We start from the raw sequence: 18,762 nt of genomic DNA, 5'->3' as shown, positions 1-18,762 counted from the left end.
ATTCGTTCTATAGTTTATAACGCCATCCAAATTTATCTTCGGCTTTATTATATTGAATATCTGTGATTCTTTTCTTTAATAAAGAAGCGTAGCTTTCCTCTAATTCGGGAAGATCGTAATCTGTCTCTTTAAAGCCAAATCCTGAAATAGGAGAAATAACAGCGGCAGTACCTGCTCCAAACATTTCTTTTAATGAGCCATCTTTAGCTGCAGCAACTACTTCGGCAACGGTTAGTTTCCTAACTTCAACAGCAATCTTTTCTTCTTTAGCTATTTCAATAATACTTTTTCTTGTAATACCATCTAGTATCCTATCACTAGTAGGTCCTGTAATTAAAGTATCATTAATACGAACAAAAATGTTCATTGCGCCCGCCTCTTCGATATATTCATGTGTATTATCGTCTGTCCAGATAACTTGATTGTATCCTTTTTCAACAGCTAGTTGTGTAGGATAGAATTGTCCTGCATAGTTACCACCAGCTTTGGCATAACCTACACCGCCATTTGCAGATCTAGAATATTTTTCTTCAATTAATACCTTTACTTTTCCAGAGAAGTATGACCCTGAAGGGGCAAGGCATATCATAAACTTATATTCATTTGCAGGGGATGCGTGAAAACCTTGTCCCGAAGCAAAAATAAAAGGTCTAATATACATAGAGCTTCCTTCGTTTTTAGGGATCCATTGGTCATCTACTTTTAAGAGAGCCTTAAGACCTTCCATGAAATAATCTTCAGGAATTTCTGGAATAGCTAATCTTTTTGCGGAAATATTTAGACGTTTATGATTGTCTAGTGGTCTAAATAGCCAAGTAGACTCCTCACTGTCTTTGTAGGCTTTCATACCTTCAAAAATTGATTGCCCGTAATGGAAAATTTTTGCAGAAGGGTCTAAAGATACTGGTCCGTAAGGTACAACCTTAGGATTTTCCCAAGCGCCATTTTTATAATCGCAGACCAGCATATGGTCAGAGTAGATACTACCAAATGATAAATTATCAAAATCTACTTGATCAATTTTAGAAGTTTTACTTTTTTCAACCGTAACTAAGTTATTCGCGGTGGTTTCCATTTGTTATATGTTTAATGCAATAAAATTAATGAATAATTACTAGTAGTTCTTCTTTTTTCATCTAAAAATAACCAACTTTGTAACAATTCGGTAAATACTAAAAGATATGAAAGGAATTAACATTTTACTTGTGATAATTGTATGCTTTGTGAGTTGTAAGGGGCAAAATAAACAGACTACCGAGCAGCCGTCAAATGAGAATTCTGTTCTTTATTCTTCTTTTGGTGCAGAAATTTCAGAAGATAATGCCTTAGTGGCAAGTGAGATGACTTTGAAATATCAAAATTTGGTAGTTACTGACACTATAGCAACAAAGTTTAAAGGTACCGTAATAGATGTTTGTCAGGCAAAAGGTTGTTGGATGAATGTTACTTTAGACAATGGAGCTCAGGCTATGGTAAAATTTAAAGATTATGGCTTTTTTATGCCGAAAGATATTGCGGGTAAAGAAGTGATTGTTAACGGACTTGCATTTATAGAACATATGTCTGTAGAGGAACAAAGGCATTATGCGGAAGATGGAGGTGAATCGGAAGCGGCAATTGCATCAATTGTAGCCCCTAAAAAAACATTTAGATTTGAAGCAGACGGCGTTTTAATAACTCAATAATTTGGAACGTAAAATTATAACAACATCTGACGGTTCTACAACTATTCAGATAGTAGATTGGAACGAACAGTACCATTCTATACACGGCGCAATACAAGAGGCATATCATGTATTTATAACAAAAGGACTGTCCTTATATAAGGATAGAGCCATAGCTATATTAGAAATAGGTTTTGGAACGGGCTTAAATGCCTTAATTACGTATATAGAAGCACAAAACTTTAATTTAAAGATAGATTACACGGGGGTAGAAGCATATCCTGTTAGCCCGGAAGAGATTAAACAACTCAATTATATAGCACAGTTAGAGGCTCAGAAGTTTCAAGAAGAGTTTGATAAAATGCATACCTCAGAATGGGAGAAGTCTATAGCGATATCTTCAACGTTTTCATTGCTAAAGCAACAAAAAGATTTTATGCAGATTACCGATAAGGCTGCTTATGATTTAATTTATTTTGATGCTTTTGGAGCACGTGTTCAACCAGAATTATGGACGGAGGAAATTTTTAAAATTATGTATGCTGCGCTAAATAATAATGGTGTGTTAGTAACGTATGCAGCAAAAGGTAGTGTGCGAAGAGCTATGCTTGCGGTAGGTTTTGAAGTAGAACGATTAGATGGTCCTCCTGGAAAAAGAGAGATGTTACGAGCTACGAAAAAGTAACTTAAGAAGCTTGTTAAGTGGGTTTTATGTTAAACCTAAATTAAATAGCATCGTTATGCTTTTTAAAAAAATTACCTTTAAAAAAAATTGCTATGAAGGTATTAATAACAGGTGCTACAGGATTGGTTGGCAATGCTATAGTAACCGAATGTCATAAAAATAAAATTGCCGTAAATTTTTTAACGACTAGTAAGGCTAAAGTCATTGAAAAAGAAAATTACACAGGTTTCTATTGGAATCCAGACCAGGGAGAAATAGACTTAAACTGTTTTACTGGAGTAACTGCAATTATAAATCTTGCAGGAGCCTCTATTTCTAAAAGATGGACAGAATCTTATAAAAAGGAGATTTTGTCAAGTAGAATCAACTCTCTTAAAACACTTAAAAGCGGACTCGCGAAAGTAGATTCATCTGCAATCACGTCTTTTGTGTCAGCTTCTGCTATTGGCATCTATCCCGATTCTATTCAAAAATTCTATTCAGAAGAGGATCAGTTTAAAGCAGACGGTTTTCTGTCGGAAGTGGTACAGGCTTGGGAAGATGAGATAGACACGTTTGGGGACTTCAGTTTTAGTGTGGCCAAAATTAGAATAGGTCTAGTAATGTCTAATAAAGGCGGAGCTTTGCCAGAGATGGTGAAGCCTATTAAGTTTTTTGTAGGGTCAGCTTTTGGTTCAGGCAAGCAGTGGCAATCATGGATACATATCAAAGATTTGGCAAAATTATTTGTTTTTGCTGTTAAGAATGAATTAAATGGCGTGTATAATGGGGTGGCTTCAAACCCTGTAACCAATGAAAAGTTAGTGTCAAAAGTTGCTAATGTTCTAGGGAGACCTTTAATACTGCCAAAAATTCCTGCAGCAGTCCTAAAATTAATTTTGGGAGATATGTCCGCTTTATTATTAGATAGTCAACGTGTTAGTAACAAAAAAATCTTAGAAGAAGGTTTTATTTTTAAATATCTGAATGTCTGCCCTGCCTTAGATTCTCTGTACTCTAATAAGTAATTAAAGCTGCCAAATTTTAAGTTTTTATTTTTTTATTCTTCAACGAAATCACCATTTTGGTGCTTTTCGGCATGTTCCATATAAACTTTGATGACATTTTGACATTTTTGAAGAATTGGCAGTACTTTTGCCAACTGTAAAGTGCAGAATGAAAAATAGAGTCAAAAATGAGCGATATAAATAATACAGAAGATATACAAGAGGAGAACTTAGCGCAACAAGAAGGAGCAGAACATCAAGAAAATTCGGCTGAGCAAGTTGAAGTTGAGGAGCTTTCTGTGGAAGAACAATTGAGAGAAGATTTAGCAAAAGAGAAAGATAAATTTTTAAGATTGTTTGCAGAGTTTGAAAACTACAAGAAAAGAACTTCAAAAGAGCGAATGGATTTATTTAAAACTGCAGGGCAAGAAGTGATTGTTGCTTTGTTGCCCGTTTCTGACGATTTTGATAGAGCGATGCAAGAATTGGCGAAATCAAATGATAAAGAAACGTTTAAAGGCGTTGAATTAATTAAAATCAAATTTGAACAAGTACTTAAATCTAAAGGCCTAGAAGAAGTTGAGGCTAAAAATGGTGATGTGTTTGATGCAGATATACATGAAGCAATAACACAAATACCTGCTCCTAATAAGAAAATGAAGGGCAAAATTATTGATGTAATTGAAAAAGGATTTAAGTTAGGTGATAAAATTATCCGTCATCCAAAAGTGGTTGTTGGTAATTAAACATAAAGTATGAAGGAAGATTATTACGACATTTTAGGCATAGCCAAAGGAGCAAGCGCAGCAGAAATTAAAAAAGCATATCGGAAAAAAGCCGTTCAGTATCACCCAGATAAAAATCCAGGAGATGCAAAGGCAGAAGAGATGTTTAAAAAAGCCGCAGAAGCCTATGAAGTACTAAGCGACGATAATAAAAAAGCACGTTACGATCAGTACGGTCATGCAGCCTTTGATGGTTCTGGCGGTTTTGGTGGCGGCGGAGGTGGTATGAATATGGATGATATATTCAACCAGTTTGGCGATATTTTTGGCGGCTTCGGCGGCGGCGGAGGCTTTAGTGGTTTCGGCGGCGGTGGCGGTGGTCAGCGAAGAGTAAAAGGAAGCAGCCTAAAAATTAGAGTGGCACTTACGCTAGAAGAAGTAGCAAATGGTGTTGAGAAGAAAATAAAAGTTAAGCGTAAAGTTCAGGCTAGTGGGGTTACCTACAAAACATGTGGCACCTGTGGTGGTAGAGGTCAGGTGACTAAAATCACCAATACTATTCTAGGAAGAATGCAGACAGCAGCTACTTGTAGCTCTTGTGGAGGTAGTGGTCAAATTCTAGATCATAAGCCAGGTGATGCAGATGCTCAAGGTATGATCGTTAAGGAAGAAACAGTAGCGGTTAAAATACCTGGTGGTGTGGAAGATGGCATGCAGTTAAAGGTTTCTGGAAAAGGAAATGATGCTCCTGGAAATGGTATTCCTGGAGATTTAATTGTTGCAATCGAAACATTAGAGCATGAAACACTTAAACGTGAGGGTGATAATTTGCATTATGACCTCTATGTAAGTATTTCTGAAGCTGTGTTAGGTACTTCTAAAGAGATTGATGCTGTAACGGGAAAAGTGCGTATTAAATTAGAACCAGGAATACAATCTGGAAAAATTTTACGTCTTAGAGGTAAAGGTATTTCTAGTCTCAATGGGTACGGTGCAGGAGATTTGTTAGTGCATGTAAATGTTTGGACTCCAAAAACACTTAGCAAAGAGCAAAAAGAGTTTTTTGAAAAGATGCAGAATAATGAGAATTTTATTCCAAATCCAGAAAAATCAGATAAATCGTTCTTTGAAAAAGTGAAAGATATGTTTTCTTAAGAGCATTATAATTCATTTTTAAAATAAAAACGTATATTTGAAATAACATTGGGTTTCCAATGTTAATTTTCTTTTTCATAGCAATTTTTTTCCCATCCTTGATTTTATTAAGGGTGGGTTTTGTATTTAAGACCTGTTTTTAACTTTATTTAGTGTTATTATAATAGCCTGCTTCGGTATATTTTTACTTTTCTGATATTATTTATTTACAGGAAATACGGTGTTTTAAAGCATTTCAATATCTTTGATAAAATTGTTTGCATGAACCATGTATTGGTAGCTAAAGAAGTAAGCAAGAAATATGGGACATATACCGCCCTGAACAATATTTCTTTAGAAATTCCTGAAAATAGCATTTACGGATTATTGGGTCCTAACGGAGCTGGTAAAACTTCCCTAATTAGAATTATTAATCAAATTACTTATCCAGATTCGGGTACCGTTCTTTTTAACGGTGAGCCTTTAGATCCTAAACATATTGCTATGATAGGCTATCTTCCTGAGGAAAGAGGCTTGTATAAAAGTATGAAGGTTGGTGAGCAAGCTTTGTATTTAGCGCAGCTTAAGGGTATGGGTAAGGCGGAAGCTAAGAAAAAGCTCAAGTATTGGTTTGATAAATTTGAAATTGGCGATTGGTGGAATAAAAAAGTCCAAGAACTCTCTAAAGGAATGGCGCAAAAAGTACAGTTTATTGTAACTGTTTTGCATGAGCCAAAGCTTTTAATTTTTGATGAACCATTTAGTGGCTTTGATCCTATTAATGCCAATGTTATAAAGGATGAAATATTAGAGCTTAAGAAAAATGGAACTTCTATAATTTTTTCTACGCATAGAATGGAATCTGTAGAAGAGCTTTGTGAATACATCGCATTAATTCATAAATCAGAAAAAATCTTAGACGGCAAGCTTACGGATATCAAGAAAGCCTATAAAAAGAATATTTTTGAGGTCGGGATGCAAGTGTTTAATCCCTCTGAAATTATACAAGAATTAAAAGAGAAGCTTGCTATTTTTGAGGACTACTATGAAGTCAATGAAAACCAATTAAACTTTAAGTTGCAATTGAATGGAAAATCTACACAAGAAATTCTTACTTATTTGGCAACGAAGGCACCCATAAATCACTTCGTGGAAAAAATTCCTTCAGCAAACGATATTTTCATACAAACCATATCTAGTAAAAATTCTAATGAATAAATTACTGCTTATAATTAAACGGGAGTACTTAGCAAAAGTTAGGAATAAATCATTTGTAATCATGACTTTTTTGAGTCCAATACTTATGGTGGCAATGGTGGTTCTTATTGCTTTTTTAACCCAGCTAAATGATAGTGAAAAACAAGTAATTACTATTTTGAACGAAAGCGATTTTTTTCATAATGAATTTGTAATCACGGAAAGCACATCTTACATAGATTTTAAAAATATGAGTCTACAGCAAGCTATAGATTCTACCGTTAACCTAGGGTACTACGGGCTTTTGTATATTCCTGATGCTGCTACATTACAGGAGATTACTGATAAATCATTCTTCTATACCAAAGAGGCTCCAAGTACTTCTACCTTAGATAAAATAGAAGGTATTTTTAAAACAAGACTTCAGCAAAATAGATTGCAAGAGCTAGGAGTGTCTAAACAAGATTTCCTAGAGGTAGATAAGAACTATGATATTAATTTGTCTACTTTTTCAGGAGATATAAACATTAAAGGGTTTAATGAAATTAGAGCATTTATAGGTGGCGGTTTTGGCTATTTAATCATGATGTTTATTATAATATATGGCGGCTTTGTAATGAGAAGTGTTATAGAAGAAAAGACCAGTAGAATCATTGAAGTCATTATTTCCTCGGTAAAACCTTTTCAGTTAATGATGGGGAAAATTATAGGGACATCCTTGGCGGGAATCACACAATTTGCGATTTGGATTTTTTCAGCATCCCTACTAATGTTGGTGGTTATCTTTATTTTTGATATTGATCCTGCGACTTTTACGGGAGCTAATCCTTCCATGGGAGCTATGTCTACAGTACCTGATGTTTCGATGATGAACGAAAAGGTTTTGGCATTAGGAGTTGAAATTTTTAAAATTCCGTGGGTCATGCTCATAAGCTTCTTTCTTGTTTATTTCTTATTAGGATATTTAATTTATAGTTCTATATATGCCGCTATTGGAGCTGCGGTTGACAATGAGACAGATACACAGCAATTTATTCTTCCCGTAATTACGCCATTAATGCTCGCTATTTATGTAGGCTTTTTTTCTGTGTTTAATAATCCTCACGGGCCCATTGCAGTGGCTTTTTCTTTGTTTCCATTAACATCGCCAATTGTGATGCTTATGCGTTTGTCAAGTGGTTTGGGAGAAGGTGGGGTTCCTATTTGGCAGGTTGTGGTTTCTATTTTGTTATTAATTATTACATTTATGGGGATTGTTTGGTTTGCAGCAAAAATTTACCGGATCGGAATTTTAATGTATGGTAAGAAACCAAGCTACAAAGAATTGTATAAATGGTTAAAATATTAATTCATGATTCAAGATCATACGGAGAAAGTAAAAGAGATTCTAGAGGAAGATGTTTGGGGTGCTCTTAAAAATTTTCTAGATCTTGGAGTTCATTTTGGGAAAGGCGATAAAGAAATTCATATCACTATCGGGCTTCTCCTCTTGTTGGTATTGGCTTTTATAGCGACCAGTTTTGTTTTAAAATGGTTGCGCTACCTCTTTACGAGAAGAATGGAGGTAGATGATAAGAATAAGTTTATCAGTGTCTTTAAGTTTATACGTTACGTAGCTTTTCTAGTGGTCATTGTTTTAACAATGAGTGCTGCAGGAATAAATATCACAATACTTTTAACAGCATCTGCCGCGCTCTTTGTTGGTTTGGGTTTAGCTCTGCAAGAATTGTTTCAAGATGTTATTGGCGGTATCTTTATTATTGTAGATAAATCTTTAAGTGTAGGAGATATTGTAGAGGTCGATGGTAAAGTTGGTAAGGTTTTTGAAATTAAACTAAGAACAACTCGTTGTATTACTAGAGACGATAAAGTAGTTATTATCCCTAATCATAAATTTATAAGTGAGACCATTTATAATTATACGCAAAATCATAAGACAACTAGGGAAACTGTAAAGGTAGGGGTGGCTTATGGTAGTGATGTGGCGTTGGTTACTAGATTGTTAGAAGAGTCTGTTTTGGGTCAAAAGGGTATATTAAAGAATCCAAAACCTTTTGTTTTATTTGAGGATTTTGGAGATTCTGCATTGATGTTTGCGGTTAATTTTTATATCGGGGATAGTTTTTCAGATCCAAGGATAAAAAGTGCCATCAGGTATAATATAGATGCTAAATTTAGAGAGCATAAAGTTAGCATTCCATTTCCTCAACGCGATGTTCATATTAAAAGCAATTAAATAATTTGGCAGTTGTGCCAATACAAAATATAGAGTACATGTCTAGAATATTAGTTATAGAAGACGAAGCGGCTATCAGAAGAGTCTTAGTGAAAATTTTATCTGAAGAAAGTGATACGTATACCGTAGAAGAGGCAGAAGATGGTTTAAAAGGAATCGAAGCAGTCAAAAAGGAAGATTATGATTTAGTGCTTTGTGATATTAAGATGCCTAAAATGGATGGGGTAGAAGTACTGGAAGCGGCTAAAAAAATCAAACCAGAAATTCCGTTTATTATGATATCTGGTCATGGGGATTTAGATACGGCTGTAAATACAATGCGTTTAGGCGCTTTTGATTATATCTCAAAGCCGCCAGATTTAAATAGATTGTTAACGACAGTTCGCAATGCTTTAGATAGAAAAGAACTTGTAGTAGAAAATAAAATTCTAAAGAAAAAAGTATCTAAAAATTATGAGATGGTGGGTGAAAGCGATGCTATTGGAGTAATTAAAGATATCATAGAAAAAGTTGCGCCTACAGATGCTCGTGTGTTAATTACGGGACCTAATGGTACAGGAAAAGAGTTGGTTGCTCATTGGGTTCACGAAAAGAGTCAAAGAAGTAGTGCTGCATTTATAGAAGTAAATTGTGCGGCAATACCTTCAGAACTTATAGAAAGTGAATTATTTGGTCACGTTAAAGGGGCTTTTACCTCTGCTGTTAAAGATAGAGCGGGTAAATTTGAAGCCGCTAATAATGGAACAATATTTTTAGATGAGATTGGAGATATGAGTCTTTCTGCTCAGGCAAAAGTTCTTAGAGCTTTACAAGAAAGTAAAATATCAAGAGTAGGTTCAGATAAAGATATTAAAGTGAATGTGCGTGTAGTGGCTGCCACCAATAAAAACCTAAAGAAAGAAATAGAAGACGGGAACTTCAGAGAAGATTTATACCATAGGCTGGCGGTTATTTTAGTTAAGGTTCCTGCGTTAAATGACAGAAGAGATGATATTCCGCTTTTGATTAAGCATTTTGCTTCTAAAATAGCTTCAGAGCACGGAACTGCAGTGAAAACATTTTCAGATAAAGCAATAGCGTTACTTCAAGAATATGATTGGACTGGTAATATTCGTGAATTAAGAAATGTTGTTGAACGGTTAATCATATTAGGAAATACAGAAGTAGATGCTGCTGATGTAAAATTATTTGCTAGTAAATAATTTTACTTACAATCATCTAATTTTTTAAGGGCATTAGTAGCAATTACTTTTGTCCTTAAATTATAATATTTTTTACCTTCAGATAATTTATCATTCAAGAGTGCTAGGTCACATTTGTTTCTTATTTCAATGATAAAGTTACGCGCTTCTTCACAGTTTACTGTAACAATGACGTCTTCCAAGGCTTTTTCAAAGGTTTCTAAAGAGGTGTCTATTGCTTGTCGTAATTCTCTTTCTCGAGTTTCTTTAGAGACAAACTCATCTTTTTTAGCATTTTTAACGTTAAGTGTCAAGACATCTGCTTGATATTTGCTTTGATGGGTATGATGTTCCTTTAAAGATTCTAAACTTAAATAGGTGTTCTTTAAAGCTCTGTTGATTAAAACCTTTGCGCCACTTACACTAGAAGTTTTTGTAGCTAAAATTAAATTGTCTAGCCCGTCAAACAAATTTTTAGACGCATAGCTGCATCCACAATCATTAAGTTTAGTTCTCGTTTTTTCTATCGCATTTATAGCTTTATAAATCTGATACTTGGTCTTGTTTAATTCGGTTTCAGCTAAAGCTTTTTTGGTTTGTGATGTTATATACTCAATATTTGAACCTACATATTCACAATCTCTATTCGTTTTGAAAGAAGAAGTTATTATAATTAATAGCACATAAAGTAAAGAGTATTTACTTATCATAGGTTAAGACTTTAATAATCAACATTTGGGAATGTGACTACAAATTTAGTGTTAACTGATGATAAGGGGGCTATTTATTCGTTGTAAATCATTTTTTTTGGGCTATAAATTGAATAAAATTATTATTTAAACTGCTTTACAGAGAGGTTCTGTGATAGTGTAAAAAAAATATTTTATATTCATAGAATGAATAAAATTGATATTGATTCTTATCGCGTACAAGAATCCGTTAGTTTAAAAAAGATTGCAACAAATGAAAATTTTGGTGTAGATGATGATAAACTAAAAAAGAAATTAGAAAAAGTTAGACGAGCGTTAGGAGATTTTCAAGATATACTATACGCTCACGGAAAATATAGTGTCTTAATGTGTCTGCAGGGCATGGATACTTCTGGAAAAGACAGCCTAATTCGTGAGGTCTTTAAAGATTTTAATGCAAGAGGTGTTGTGGTGCATAGTTTTAAAGTGCCTACAGAGTTAGAATTGAAACATGATTACTTATGGCGCCATTACATTGCACTTCCCGCAAAGGGTAAAGTAGGTGTTTTTAATAGGACCCATTATGAGAATGTATTAGTGACAAGGGTACATCCGGAATATGTTCTGGGAGAGCACATTCCGGGTGTTCATACCGTTGAAGATTTGGATGATGCCTTTTGGGAAAAACGTTTTGCGCAAATCAATAATTTTGAAAAGCATATTGCGGATAATGGAACTATAATCTTTAAATTCTTTTTGCATCTATCTAAAGAGGAACAGCGCCAACGACTGTTGCGTAGACTGCACTTAAAACGTAAGAATTGGAAGTTTTCTCCGGGAGATTTAAAAGAAAGAAAATTGTGGGATAGCTACCAAGAGTGCTATGAAGATGCTATTAATAAAACATCTAAACCACATGCACCTTGGTTTGTAATACCGGCAGATAATAAAAAGGCTGCGCGGTTAATTGTAGCAGAAACCATGCTACAAGAGTTAAAAAAATACAAAGATATTAAGGAACCAGAATTAGATGATAAAATTAAAGCTAATTTAGAGGATTATAAAAATCAATTGGAAAAGGAATAAGAATGAAGAAGACGATCTATTTGTTATGTTTATTTATCGTAACCGCAGTATCCGCACAGAAAACAGATGAAGAACAATTAAAAAGTATTTATACAGCTGCGCTGACAGAGGGTAAAGCTTACGATTGGTTAAACTACTTATCTAATCAGGTAGGAGGTAGACTTTCTGGTTCTGTACAAGCACAGCAGGCAGTAGATTATACCAAATTACAATTAGATGAATTAGGATTAGACAAAGTATGGTTGCAACCTGTGATGGTGCCAAAGTGGAATCGTGGTTTACCAGAGTTTGCATATTTTGAAACAGATCCAGGTATTACGACAAATGTTCCTATTTGTGCTTTAGGGGGTTCAGTAGCTACGCCATACGGAGGTATTAAAGCAAATGTGGTAGAGGTAAAAAGCATGGATGATTTAGCTATTTTAGGAAAACAACGTCTAGAAGGCAGGATTGTTTTTTTTAACAGACCTATGGATCCTGCAAATATTAGCACTTTTGAGTCCTACTCTGGTTGTGTAGATCAACGCTACTCTGGAGCTGCTGAAGCTGCTAAATATGGTGCGGTAGGTATTATTGTAAGATCTATGAATTTGCGTTTGGATGATTATCCACATACAGGTTCTATGAGCTATGGAGATTTAGCTGTAGATAAGCGTATTCCTGCTGCGGCAATTAGTACAAATGCAGCAGATTTATTGAGTATTTCTTTACGATTAAATCCAGATGTTAATTTTTATTTTAAGCAAAATTGCGAACAATTAGAAGATGTACAATCGTATAATGTTATTGGAGAGATAAAAGGTAGTACTTATCCGGACGAGATTATGGTTGTAGGCGGACATTTAGATTCTTGGGATTTGGGAGATGGTTCTCATGATGATGGTGCAGGTTGCGTACAGAGTATGGAAGTGCTTCATCTACTTAAAAAAACAGGGTACAAGCCAAAAAGAACTCTTCGTGTAGTTTTATTTATGAATGAAGAGAATGGGTTGCGTGGAGGAAATGAATACGCAGCAGTGGCAAAGAAAAAGAAAGAAACACATGTATTTGCTTTAGAAAGTGATTCAGGAGGCTTTACACCTAGAGGATTCTCTTTTGATTGTTCAGAAGAAAACTTAGCTAAAATACAAGCCTGGAAACCATTATTTGAACCTTACCTTATTCATATGTTTGTAAAAGGACATAGCGGAGCAGATATTGGCCCTTTAAAAAATGACAAAATGGTTTTAGCAGGCTTGCGTCCAGATTCTCAACGCTATTTTGATCATCACCATGCAGAGAACGATACGTTTGAACATGTAAATAAAAGAGAACTGGAGTTAGGAGCAGCATCAATGGCAAGTTTGGTATATCTTGTAGATACCTATGGAATTGTTGGAACAAAATGATGCTTCAGTATAGATCGTAAAAGGTTTAAATAGAGTATATTGCCTAAAATAATTTAGAAGGCATTGGTTTTTTACTTGTAGATAATCAACGGCGATCTAAATTTTTAAAAATCAATCAAATGAAAAACAATGTTATTATTGCGCTTTTCGGTATTTGTCTAATTTCTTCTTGTAAGGAAGAGAAAAAAGAACCAATTGCTGAAGCGCCTTCAAGAGGTATCATCTTAGCAAATATGGATACCACGGTGAGTCCAAAGGAAAATTTCTACGAATTTGTAAATGGTAATTGGTTAAAAAACACGGAAATTCCAGATGATAGATCTAGCTGGGGAGGTTTCAGTGTGCTCAGAAAATCTACCGATGCAGACGTTCTTGAAATTATAAAAAAAGCAGAAGCTAGTAACAAATATGCAGCGTCTACAGATCAGGCAAAAGCATTATTTATATTTAATTCAAAATTAGATACTGTAGCAAGAAATGAGTTAGGAGTTAAACCTTTAATGCCTACTATAGAAGCTATCAATAATGTAAAAAACCTTAAAGAGTTGCAAACTTTATTGGTGACCAACCCAACAGCTAATTCTCCTTTTTTAAGCATCAGTGTTTTTGCTAATTTAGGAAATAGTAAAATGAATGCAGTATACTTAGGGGAGAATGGTTTAGGTTTGCCAGATCGTGATTACTATTTAGATCAAGATTCTAAGTCTAAAGAAATAAGAGAAAAGTATGTGGCACATATCGCTAAGATGCTGCAATACATTGGTGTAACTGCAGCGCAGTCTCAAGAAGATGCAAAAAAAATTCTAGCGATGGAGACAAGCTTAGCAACTCCTAGATTGGATAAAGTGGCAAGTAGGGATGCTAGAAACTTTAATAATCCTAAAACAGTTTCAGTTGCTCAGAGTCTTATTCCGGCAATCAGTCTTACCAAAATGATGGAGGACATGGGTGTGAAAAAGCAGGTAGATACTTTAATTGTAACGCAACCTAAATACATTCAAGCGTTAAATTCTTTTTTTGAAAAAACACCTTTAGAAGATCTTAAGAAATTGGTGATTTGGGATACTTTAAATAGTGCAGCCGGAAGACTAACAACAGAAATTGAAACGGTAGATTGGGAGTTTTATAGCCAGTATTTAAGTGGTGATAAAAAACAACGCCCTGCAGATGAGAGAGCTTTAGCAACCGTTAATTCTTCTGTAGGGGAAGCTTTAGGTAAATTGTATGTAGATGAAATGTTTCCTCCAGAGGCAAAAGCTAAGGCAGAAACTATGATACATAATATTATTGCTGCTTTTCAATCAAGAATCAAGGTTCTAGATTGGATGAGTGATTCTACGAAAGTTAAAGCTGTTGAGAAATTAGATAAATTCACGGTAAAAATAGGGTATCCTGATAAGTGGGAAGATTATTCCACAATGAAGGTAACTAAGGAAAATAGCTATTTTGATAACTTATTAGCTATTGCTGATTGGAATTTGCAAAAAAACCTTTCCAAAATAGGAGAGCCTGTAGATCGTACAGAGTGGGGAATGTCTCCACAAACGGTAAATGCTTATTTTAATCCTTTAAATAATGAGATTGTTTTTCCTGCAGCAATATTACAACCACCATTTTATGATTACTTAGCAGATGATGCTGTAAATTATGGAGGAATTGGAGCGGTAATAGGTCATGAAATTTCTCATGCCTTTGATGATAGCGGTGCTCGTTTTGATGCTAACGGAAATCTTGTAAATTGGTGGACAGATGAAGATTTAGCTAAGTTTACAGAACGTAGTGGGGCATTAGCAGATCAATATGATCAAATAGAAGTTTTGGATAGCGTAAATATTAATGGCAAATTTACTTTAGGTGAGAATATTGGAGATTTGGGAGGTGTTTTAGGAGCTTATGACGGTTTACAAGCTTATTTTAAGGAACATGGTAAGCCAGATCCAATAGATGGGTTCACGGCAGAGCAGCGTTTCTTCATGTCTTGGGCTACGGTTTGGCGTACGTTAACTAGGGAAGATGCCTTGCGTACCCAAATTAAAACAGATCCTCATTCTCCGGGTAAATATAGAGCTACGCAACCATTGTTAAATATAGATTCTTTTTATGAGGCCTTTGATATCCAAGAAGGAGATCTCATGTATTTAGTTCCAGAAAAGAGAGTTAGAATTTGGTAGACAAATAATCTTAAAACAAGAAATTTTTAAAGGAGCCTTTTAGGCTCCTTTTTTTGTAGGCTAAGTAAATCTTAAAAAATGTAAAGAGTTTTTTTAGCCAAAACAAAATAGTACCTTTGTCGCTCATAAAAAAAAGTAAAATGAAAGACGGAATCTACGCAAAATTCAATACTTCAAAAGGAGAGATTTTAGTAAAACTAACTCACGACAAAACACCGGGAACAGTTGGTAATTTTGTAGCCTTAGCAGAAGGTAATTTAGAAAATAAAGTAAAGCCTCAAGGAACGCCTTATTATGATGGAATTAAATTTCATAGAGTAATTCCAGATTTCATGATTCAAGGAGGATGTCCTCAAGGAACAGGAACGGGTGATGCTGGATATAAGTTTGATGATGAATTTCATGTAGATCTAAAACATGATGGTCCAGGAGTCTTATCTATGGCAAATGCTGGTCCTGGGACTAACGGAAGCCAGTTTTTTATTACGCATATTGCAACACCTTGGTTAGATAACAAGCATACCGTTTTTGGTAATGTTGTTGAAGGTCAGGATATTGTTGATGCTATACAACAAGGTGATAAAATAGAGTCTTTAGAGATTGTTAGGGTAGGAGCGGAAGCAGAAGCATTCAATGCAGTTGAAGCGTTTAGAACATTTGAAGGTTCAAGAGAAAAAAGAATAGCGGAAGAAAGAGCAAAAAAAGCTGCTGAATTGGATGAGATTTCAGCTGGTTTCGAAGAGACAGCGAGCGGACTACGTTACAAAATCATTCAAAAAGGTAATGGAAAGAAAGCAGAAGCAGGAATGCAGGTTTCTGTTCATTATGAAGGATCTTTAATTAGCGGGACTGTTTTTGATTCTTCTTATAAGAGAAAAGAACCAATAGATTTCCAAGTAGGTGTAGGCCAAGTTATCAAAGGTTGGGATGAAGGAATTTGTTTATTACAAGTTGGTGATAAAGCTAGATTTGTAATTCCTTCAGATTTAGGATACGGAAGTGCAGGAGCAGGAGGCGTAATTCCACCAAGTGCTACATTGATATTTGATGTAGAATTGATGAAAGTTAGCTAATACTAAACATCATATTTACATATAAAATAAAAGGGCTCCATTATGGAGCCCTTTTTATATTTTGTTAGATTTTCTATTTACACTAATTATTAGCAACAGTGTATTAATTATTACTAAAATCATCAGGATACTAAAGAAAGTACTCATAGTTTATTGTTTAAGTGTGTTTGTATATCTGTATAACACCTTCAAACGTTTAAACCCTACTAATATTTTATTTTTTGTTACCGAATTGTTGACGCTAAGAAGAAGCAAAACAATATTAACGAGTATTAAGAGTGATAAAATTCCAAAAAATGTATTCATATGGTCAGTTTTTTTTAAGATAAAATTGTTTTGGGAGAACTCTTCTATAACTGCTAGATACTTAATCTTTGAAATAGTTGCGTCTACTTCGTAAATAATTTCAAAAAAAATAAATTTTCACGAATACACCTTCAGATACAGCCGTCTATTTCATTTTGGTCAATAAAAAAGCCCAACCAAAAGGTCGGGCTTCTAATAAAAAAAAATTTACGTATGTATTATAGTACTCTTACGTTTACTGCGTTCAATCCTTTTTTTCCTTGTTGTAATTCAAATTCTACAACATCACCTTCGCGAATTTCATCTACTAAACCAGAGATGTGTACAAAATGGTCTTCGCTTGAGCCTTCTTCAGTGATAAATCCAAAACCTTTAGAATCATTGAAAAATTTTACTGTTCCTTTATTCATTATAAAATATTAAAAAAATTAATTATGCTACAAATGTAATACATAAAAATTTAACGTAGTGATTTTTCGACACTTATATTTATTTAATAACTCTAATTTTACAATAATTTTCTAATTATTAGAGGTTTGGCTGTGGTGTCATTCTCAAATAAGGCTTAATTTCCTCTACGCCTTTCGAAAAGATTTTCTTGGCATCCTCCGTTGCAATGGCTGGACTAACAACAACGTCATCGCCATTTTTCCAGTTTGCAGGAGTCGCAACTTTATGGTAGGCAGTTAACTGTAATGAATCTATTACACGCACAAGCTCATAGAAATTACGGCCTGTAGAGGCTGGATACGTTAATATAAGTTTTACCGTTTTGTCTGGAGCTATAATAAATACAGAACGTACTGTTAAAGTATTATTAGCATTTGGGTGTATCATATCATACAAGTCCGATACCTTACGGTCTTCATCCGCTAAGATTGGGAAATTAACTTCTGTATTCTGAACCTCATTGATATCTTTAATCCATTCTTTATGAGAAGCAGCACCATCAACACTAAGAGCTAACATTTTTACATTACGCTTATCAAATTCATCTTTAAATTTAGCTGCAGTACCTAATTCTGTGGTACAAACAGGTGTGAAATCTGCTGGATGAGAAAATAGGATTCCCCATGAATCCCCTAAATAATCATATAGATTAATCATTCCCATTGAACTATCTACTGTAAAATCTGGAGCTACATCTCCTAATCGTATTGTTGCCATTTTATTTTTTTTTAGATGGTGTATTATTATCCTATAAAATTAGTGGATTGATAGGTTAAAAAGTAGAAATTGAGGTTAAAAATCCCTTAAAATTATTACTTTTAAAGGATGACAGAGCAAGAATTAGAACAACTGAAGTACCCTATTGGTAAATTTGAATGTCCAGAACTGATCACCGAAGCGCAGATAGATAAGTGGATTTTGGATTTACAACTGCTACCTGAACGTATTCAAGCCTTAGTTACATCTCTTACTTCAGAGCAATTAGAGACTCCTTATAGGCCCGAAGGTTGGAGCTTAAGGCAGTTAATTCATCATATTGCCGATAGTCACCACCATAGTTACACGCGTTTTAAATGGGCCTTATCGGAAGATGAACCTTTAATTAAAGCTTACGAAGAAAAAGAATGGAGTAGTCTTTTTGATGCAAGAACGGCCCCAATAATTTTATCACTTAATTATCTAGTGGCTTTGCATGCTAAATTAGTTTATTTGCTCAAAGGTTTGTCAGCCACCGATCTTAAGAAGGTGTATGTGCATCCTGAAGGCAATGTGCGTGTTTCTGTAGCCGAAAATATAGGAAAATATGCTTGGCATGGAAATCATCATTTGGCACAGATACGGGGTTTGGTTACGCGTATGGATTGGTAACGTAGCTATTTTGTATATTTTATTGCATTGTATGGCAGATATGGTTAATTTGGTAGGCTAACTTATAAATTTTTTACTCATTATGGAAACTATCAATTGGTCTGATTTTTCTAAAGTAGATATGCGTGTAGGGACTATAGTTTCTGTAAACGACTTTCCTGAAGTGAGAAACCCTGCTTACAAATTGGAGATTGACTTTGGGCCTGAAATAGGGATAAAGAAAACATCAGCACAAATAACGACGGTTTACAAGAAAGAAGATCTTATAGGGAAACAGATTGTAGCAGTAGTTAATTTTCCCAAAAAGCAGATTGCCAATTTCATGAGTGAATGTTTGGTTTTAGGAGCCGTGAATAATAAAGATGTTACTTTGCTCCATCCTGGATTGAAGGTTGAAAACGGACTTAAGATATCTTGATTTTC

The 18,762-nt window shown here is 34.6% G+C and carries 19 protein-coding genes; 15 read left to right on the top strand and 4 right to left on the bottom strand.

The window, feature by feature from the left end; genetic code table 11:
- Window positions 1-7 precede the first annotated feature (7 nt).
- A complete protein-coding gene (locus M666_RS19255) occupies window positions 8-1,075 on the bottom strand; it encodes a branched-chain amino acid aminotransferase (RefSeq protein WP_024479615.1) in 1,068 nt (355 codons plus the stop codon).
- A gap of 106 nt (window positions 1,076-1,181) precedes the next feature.
- Here M666_RS19255 and M666_RS19250 point away from each other — a divergent pair, with 106 nt between their 5' ends.
- The 9 genes from M666_RS19250 to M666_RS19210 all read left to right on the top strand — a co-directional run bounded on the left by M666_RS19250 (window position 1,182) and on the right by M666_RS19210 (window position 9,829).
- Window positions 1,182-1,685, top strand: coding sequence for a DUF4920 domain-containing protein (locus tag M666_RS19250; RefSeq protein WP_029445567.1), 504 nt, complete (start codon window positions 1,182-1,184; stop codon window positions 1,683-1,685).
- 1 nt (window position 1,686) lies between these two features.
- Window positions 1,687-2,349 (top strand): tRNA (5-methylaminomethyl-2-thiouridine)(34)-methyltransferase MnmC2, encoded by a 663-nt coding sequence (gene mnmD / locus M666_RS19245; RefSeq protein ID WP_029445568.1) that lies wholly within the window; start codon window positions 1,687-1,689, stop codon window positions 2,347-2,349.
- Between the two features lie 92 nt (window positions 2,350-2,441).
- Complete coding sequence (locus M666_RS19240) at window positions 2,442-3,356, top strand: TIGR01777 family oxidoreductase (protein WP_029445569.1); 915 nt, start codon at window positions 2,442-2,444, stop codon at window positions 3,354-3,356.
- 167 nt (window positions 3,357-3,523) lie between these two features.
- Complete coding sequence (locus M666_RS19235) at window positions 3,524-4,081, top strand: nucleotide exchange factor GrpE (RefSeq protein ID WP_024479619.1); 558 nt, start codon at window positions 3,524-3,526, stop codon at window positions 4,079-4,081.
- 9 nt (window positions 4,082-4,090) lie between these two features.
- On the top strand, window positions 4,091-5,215 hold the full coding sequence (dnaJ, locus tag M666_RS19230) for a molecular chaperone DnaJ (protein WP_029445570.1): 1,125 nt from the start codon (window positions 4,091-4,093) through the stop codon (window positions 5,213-5,215).
- A gap of 261 nt (window positions 5,216-5,476) precedes the next feature.
- Window positions 5,477-6,412 (top strand): ABC transporter ATP-binding protein, encoded by a 936-nt coding sequence (locus tag M666_RS19225; protein ID WP_024479621.1) that lies wholly within the window; start codon window positions 5,477-5,479, stop codon window positions 6,410-6,412.
- A complete protein-coding gene (locus M666_RS19220; protein ID WP_024479622.1) occupies window positions 6,405-7,739 on the top strand; it encodes an ABC transporter permease in 1,335 nt (444 codons plus the stop codon). The genes M666_RS19225 and M666_RS19220 overlap by 8 nt, the downstream gene beginning before the upstream one ends.
- Window positions 7,740-7,742: 3 nt before the next feature.
- The gene (locus tag M666_RS19215) at window positions 7,743-8,627 is read left to right on the top strand and encodes a mechanosensitive ion channel family protein (RefSeq protein ID WP_024479623.1); all 885 of its coding nucleotides are present in this window, start codon (window positions 7,743-7,745) and stop codon (window positions 8,625-8,627) included.
- A 38-nt stretch (window positions 8,628-8,665) separates the two neighbouring features.
- Window positions 8,666-9,829, top strand: a complete 1,164-nt coding sequence (locus M666_RS19210; RefSeq protein WP_024479624.1) for a sigma-54-dependent transcriptional regulator — start codon at window positions 8,666-8,668, stop codon at window positions 9,827-9,829.
- Between the two features lie 2 nt (window positions 9,830-9,831).
- Here the strand turns inward: M666_RS19210 and M666_RS19205 are convergent, their stop codons facing one another.
- Window positions 9,832-10,518, bottom strand: a complete 687-nt coding sequence (locus tag M666_RS19205) for a hypothetical protein (protein ID WP_025614256.1) — start codon at window positions 10,516-10,518, stop codon at window positions 9,832-9,834.
- A 186-nt stretch (window positions 10,519-10,704) separates the two neighbouring features.
- Here M666_RS19205 and M666_RS19200 point away from each other — a divergent pair, with 186 nt between their 5' ends.
- The 4 genes from M666_RS19200 to M666_RS19185 all read left to right on the top strand — a co-directional run bounded on the left by M666_RS19200 (window position 10,705) and on the right by M666_RS19185 (window position 16,215).
- Window positions 10,705-11,583: a PPK2 family polyphosphate kinase gene (locus M666_RS19200; protein WP_029445571.1), complete on the top strand. Its 879-nt coding sequence runs from the start codon at window positions 10,705-10,707 to the stop codon at window positions 11,581-11,583.
- Window positions 11,584-11,585: 2 nt separating this feature from the next.
- The gene (locus tag M666_RS19195) at window positions 11,586-12,971 is read left to right on the top strand and encodes a M28 family peptidase (protein WP_025614257.1); all 1,386 of its coding nucleotides are present in this window, start codon (window positions 11,586-11,588) and stop codon (window positions 12,969-12,971) included.
- A 119-nt stretch (window positions 12,972-13,090) separates the two neighbouring features.
- On the top strand, window positions 13,091-15,142 hold the full coding sequence (locus M666_RS19190) for a M13 family metallopeptidase (RefSeq protein ID WP_039326090.1): 2,052 nt from the start codon (window positions 13,091-13,093) through the stop codon (window positions 15,140-15,142).
- 140 nt (window positions 15,143-15,282) lie between these two features.
- On the top strand, window positions 15,283-16,215 hold the full coding sequence (locus M666_RS19185; protein ID WP_029445573.1) for a peptidylprolyl isomerase: 933 nt from the start codon (window positions 15,283-15,285) through the stop codon (window positions 16,213-16,215).
- 524 nt (window positions 16,216-16,739) lie between these two features.
- Here M666_RS19185 and M666_RS19180 read toward each other — a convergent pair.
- The gene (locus tag M666_RS19180; protein WP_013549199.1) at window positions 16,740-16,931 is read right to left on the bottom strand and encodes a cold-shock protein; all 192 of its coding nucleotides are present in this window, start codon (window positions 16,929-16,931) and stop codon (window positions 16,740-16,742) included.
- Window positions 16,932-17,049: 118 nt separating this feature from the next.
- Window positions 17,050-17,688: a peroxiredoxin gene (locus M666_RS19175; protein WP_024479630.1), complete on the bottom strand. Its 639-nt coding sequence runs from the start codon at window positions 17,686-17,688 to the stop codon at window positions 17,050-17,052.
- A 108-nt stretch (window positions 17,689-17,796) separates the two neighbouring features.
- Here M666_RS19175 and M666_RS19170 point away from each other — a divergent pair, with 108 nt between their 5' ends.
- Complete coding sequence (locus M666_RS19170; RefSeq protein WP_024479631.1) at window positions 17,797-18,339, top strand: YfiT family bacillithiol transferase; 543 nt, start codon at window positions 17,797-17,799, stop codon at window positions 18,337-18,339.
- Window positions 18,340-18,421: 82 nt separating this feature from the next.
- Window positions 18,422-18,757, top strand: coding sequence for a tRNA-binding protein (locus M666_RS19165; RefSeq protein WP_025614260.1), 336 nt, complete (start codon window positions 18,422-18,424; stop codon window positions 18,755-18,757).
- The last annotated feature ends 5 nt before the right edge of the window (window positions 18,758-18,762 follow it).

This window comes from Cellulophaga baltica 18 (assembly GCF_000468615.2).
In the GTDB taxonomy this organism is placed as follows: domain Bacteria; phylum Bacteroidota; class Bacteroidia; order Flavobacteriales; family Flavobacteriaceae; genus Cellulophaga; species Cellulophaga baltica.
Note: the sequence above shows the minus strand (reverse complement) of the source record. Positions and strands in the feature narration are given on the sequence as shown.

Excerpts from the sequence above, each read along its gene's own strand:
- M666_RS19220 (WP_024479622.1), top strand. The coding sequence starts at position 6,405 with ATGAATAAATTACTGCTTATAATTAAACGGGAGTACTTAGCAAAAGTT.
- M666_RS19190 (WP_039326090.1), top strand. The coding sequence starts at position 13,091 with ATGAAAAACAATGTTATTATTGCGCTTTTCGGTATTTGTCTAATTTCT.
- M666_RS19170 (WP_024479631.1), top strand. The coding sequence starts at position 17,797 with ATGACAGAGCAAGAATTAGAACAACTGAAGTACCCTATTGGTAAATTT.
- M666_RS19175 (WP_024479630.1), bottom strand. The coding sequence starts at position 17,688 with ATGGCAACAATACGATTAGGAGATGTAGCTCCAGATTTTACAGTAGAT.
- M666_RS19180 (WP_013549199.1), bottom strand. The coding sequence starts at position 16,931 with ATGAATAAAGGAACAGTAAAATTTTTCAATGATTCTAAAGGTTTTGGA.
- dnaJ (WP_029445570.1), top strand. The coding sequence starts at position 4,091 with ATGAAGGAAGATTATTACGACATTTTAGGCATAGCCAAAGGAGCAAGC.
- M666_RS19185 (WP_029445573.1), top strand. The coding sequence starts at position 15,283 with ATGAAAGACGGAATCTACGCAAAATTCAATACTTCAAAAGGAGAGATT.
- M666_RS19200 (WP_029445571.1), top strand. The coding sequence starts at position 10,705 with ATGAATAAAATTGATATTGATTCTTATCGCGTACAAGAATCCGTTAGT.
- M666_RS19240 (WP_029445569.1), top strand. The coding sequence starts at position 2,442 with ATGAAGGTATTAATAACAGGTGCTACAGGATTGGTTGGCAATGCTATA.
- M666_RS19250 (WP_029445567.1), top strand. The coding sequence starts at position 1,182 with ATGAAAGGAATTAACATTTTACTTGTGATAATTGTATGCTTTGTGAGT.
- M666_RS19205 (WP_025614256.1), bottom strand. The coding sequence starts at position 10,518 with ATGATAAGTAAATACTCTTTACTTTATGTGCTATTAATTATAATAACT.
- M666_RS19210 (WP_024479624.1), top strand. The coding sequence starts at position 8,666 with ATGTCTAGAATATTAGTTATAGAAGACGAAGCGGCTATCAGAAGAGTC.
- M666_RS19165 (WP_025614260.1), top strand. The coding sequence starts at position 18,422 with ATGGAAACTATCAATTGGTCTGATTTTTCTAAAGTAGATATGCGTGTA.
- M666_RS19235 (WP_024479619.1), top strand. The coding sequence starts at position 3,524 with ATGAGCGATATAAATAATACAGAAGATATACAAGAGGAGAACTTAGCG.
- M666_RS19195 (WP_025614257.1), top strand. The coding sequence starts at position 11,586 with ATGAAGAAGACGATCTATTTGTTATGTTTATTTATCGTAACCGCAGTA.
- M666_RS19225 (WP_024479621.1), top strand. The coding sequence starts at position 5,477 with ATGAACCATGTATTGGTAGCTAAAGAAGTAAGCAAGAAATATGGGACA.
- M666_RS19255 (WP_024479615.1), bottom strand. The coding sequence starts at position 1,075 with ATGGAAACCACCGCGAATAACTTAGTTACGGTTGAAAAAAGTAAAACT.
- M666_RS19215 (WP_024479623.1), top strand. The coding sequence starts at position 7,743 with ATGATTCAAGATCATACGGAGAAAGTAAAAGAGATTCTAGAGGAAGAT.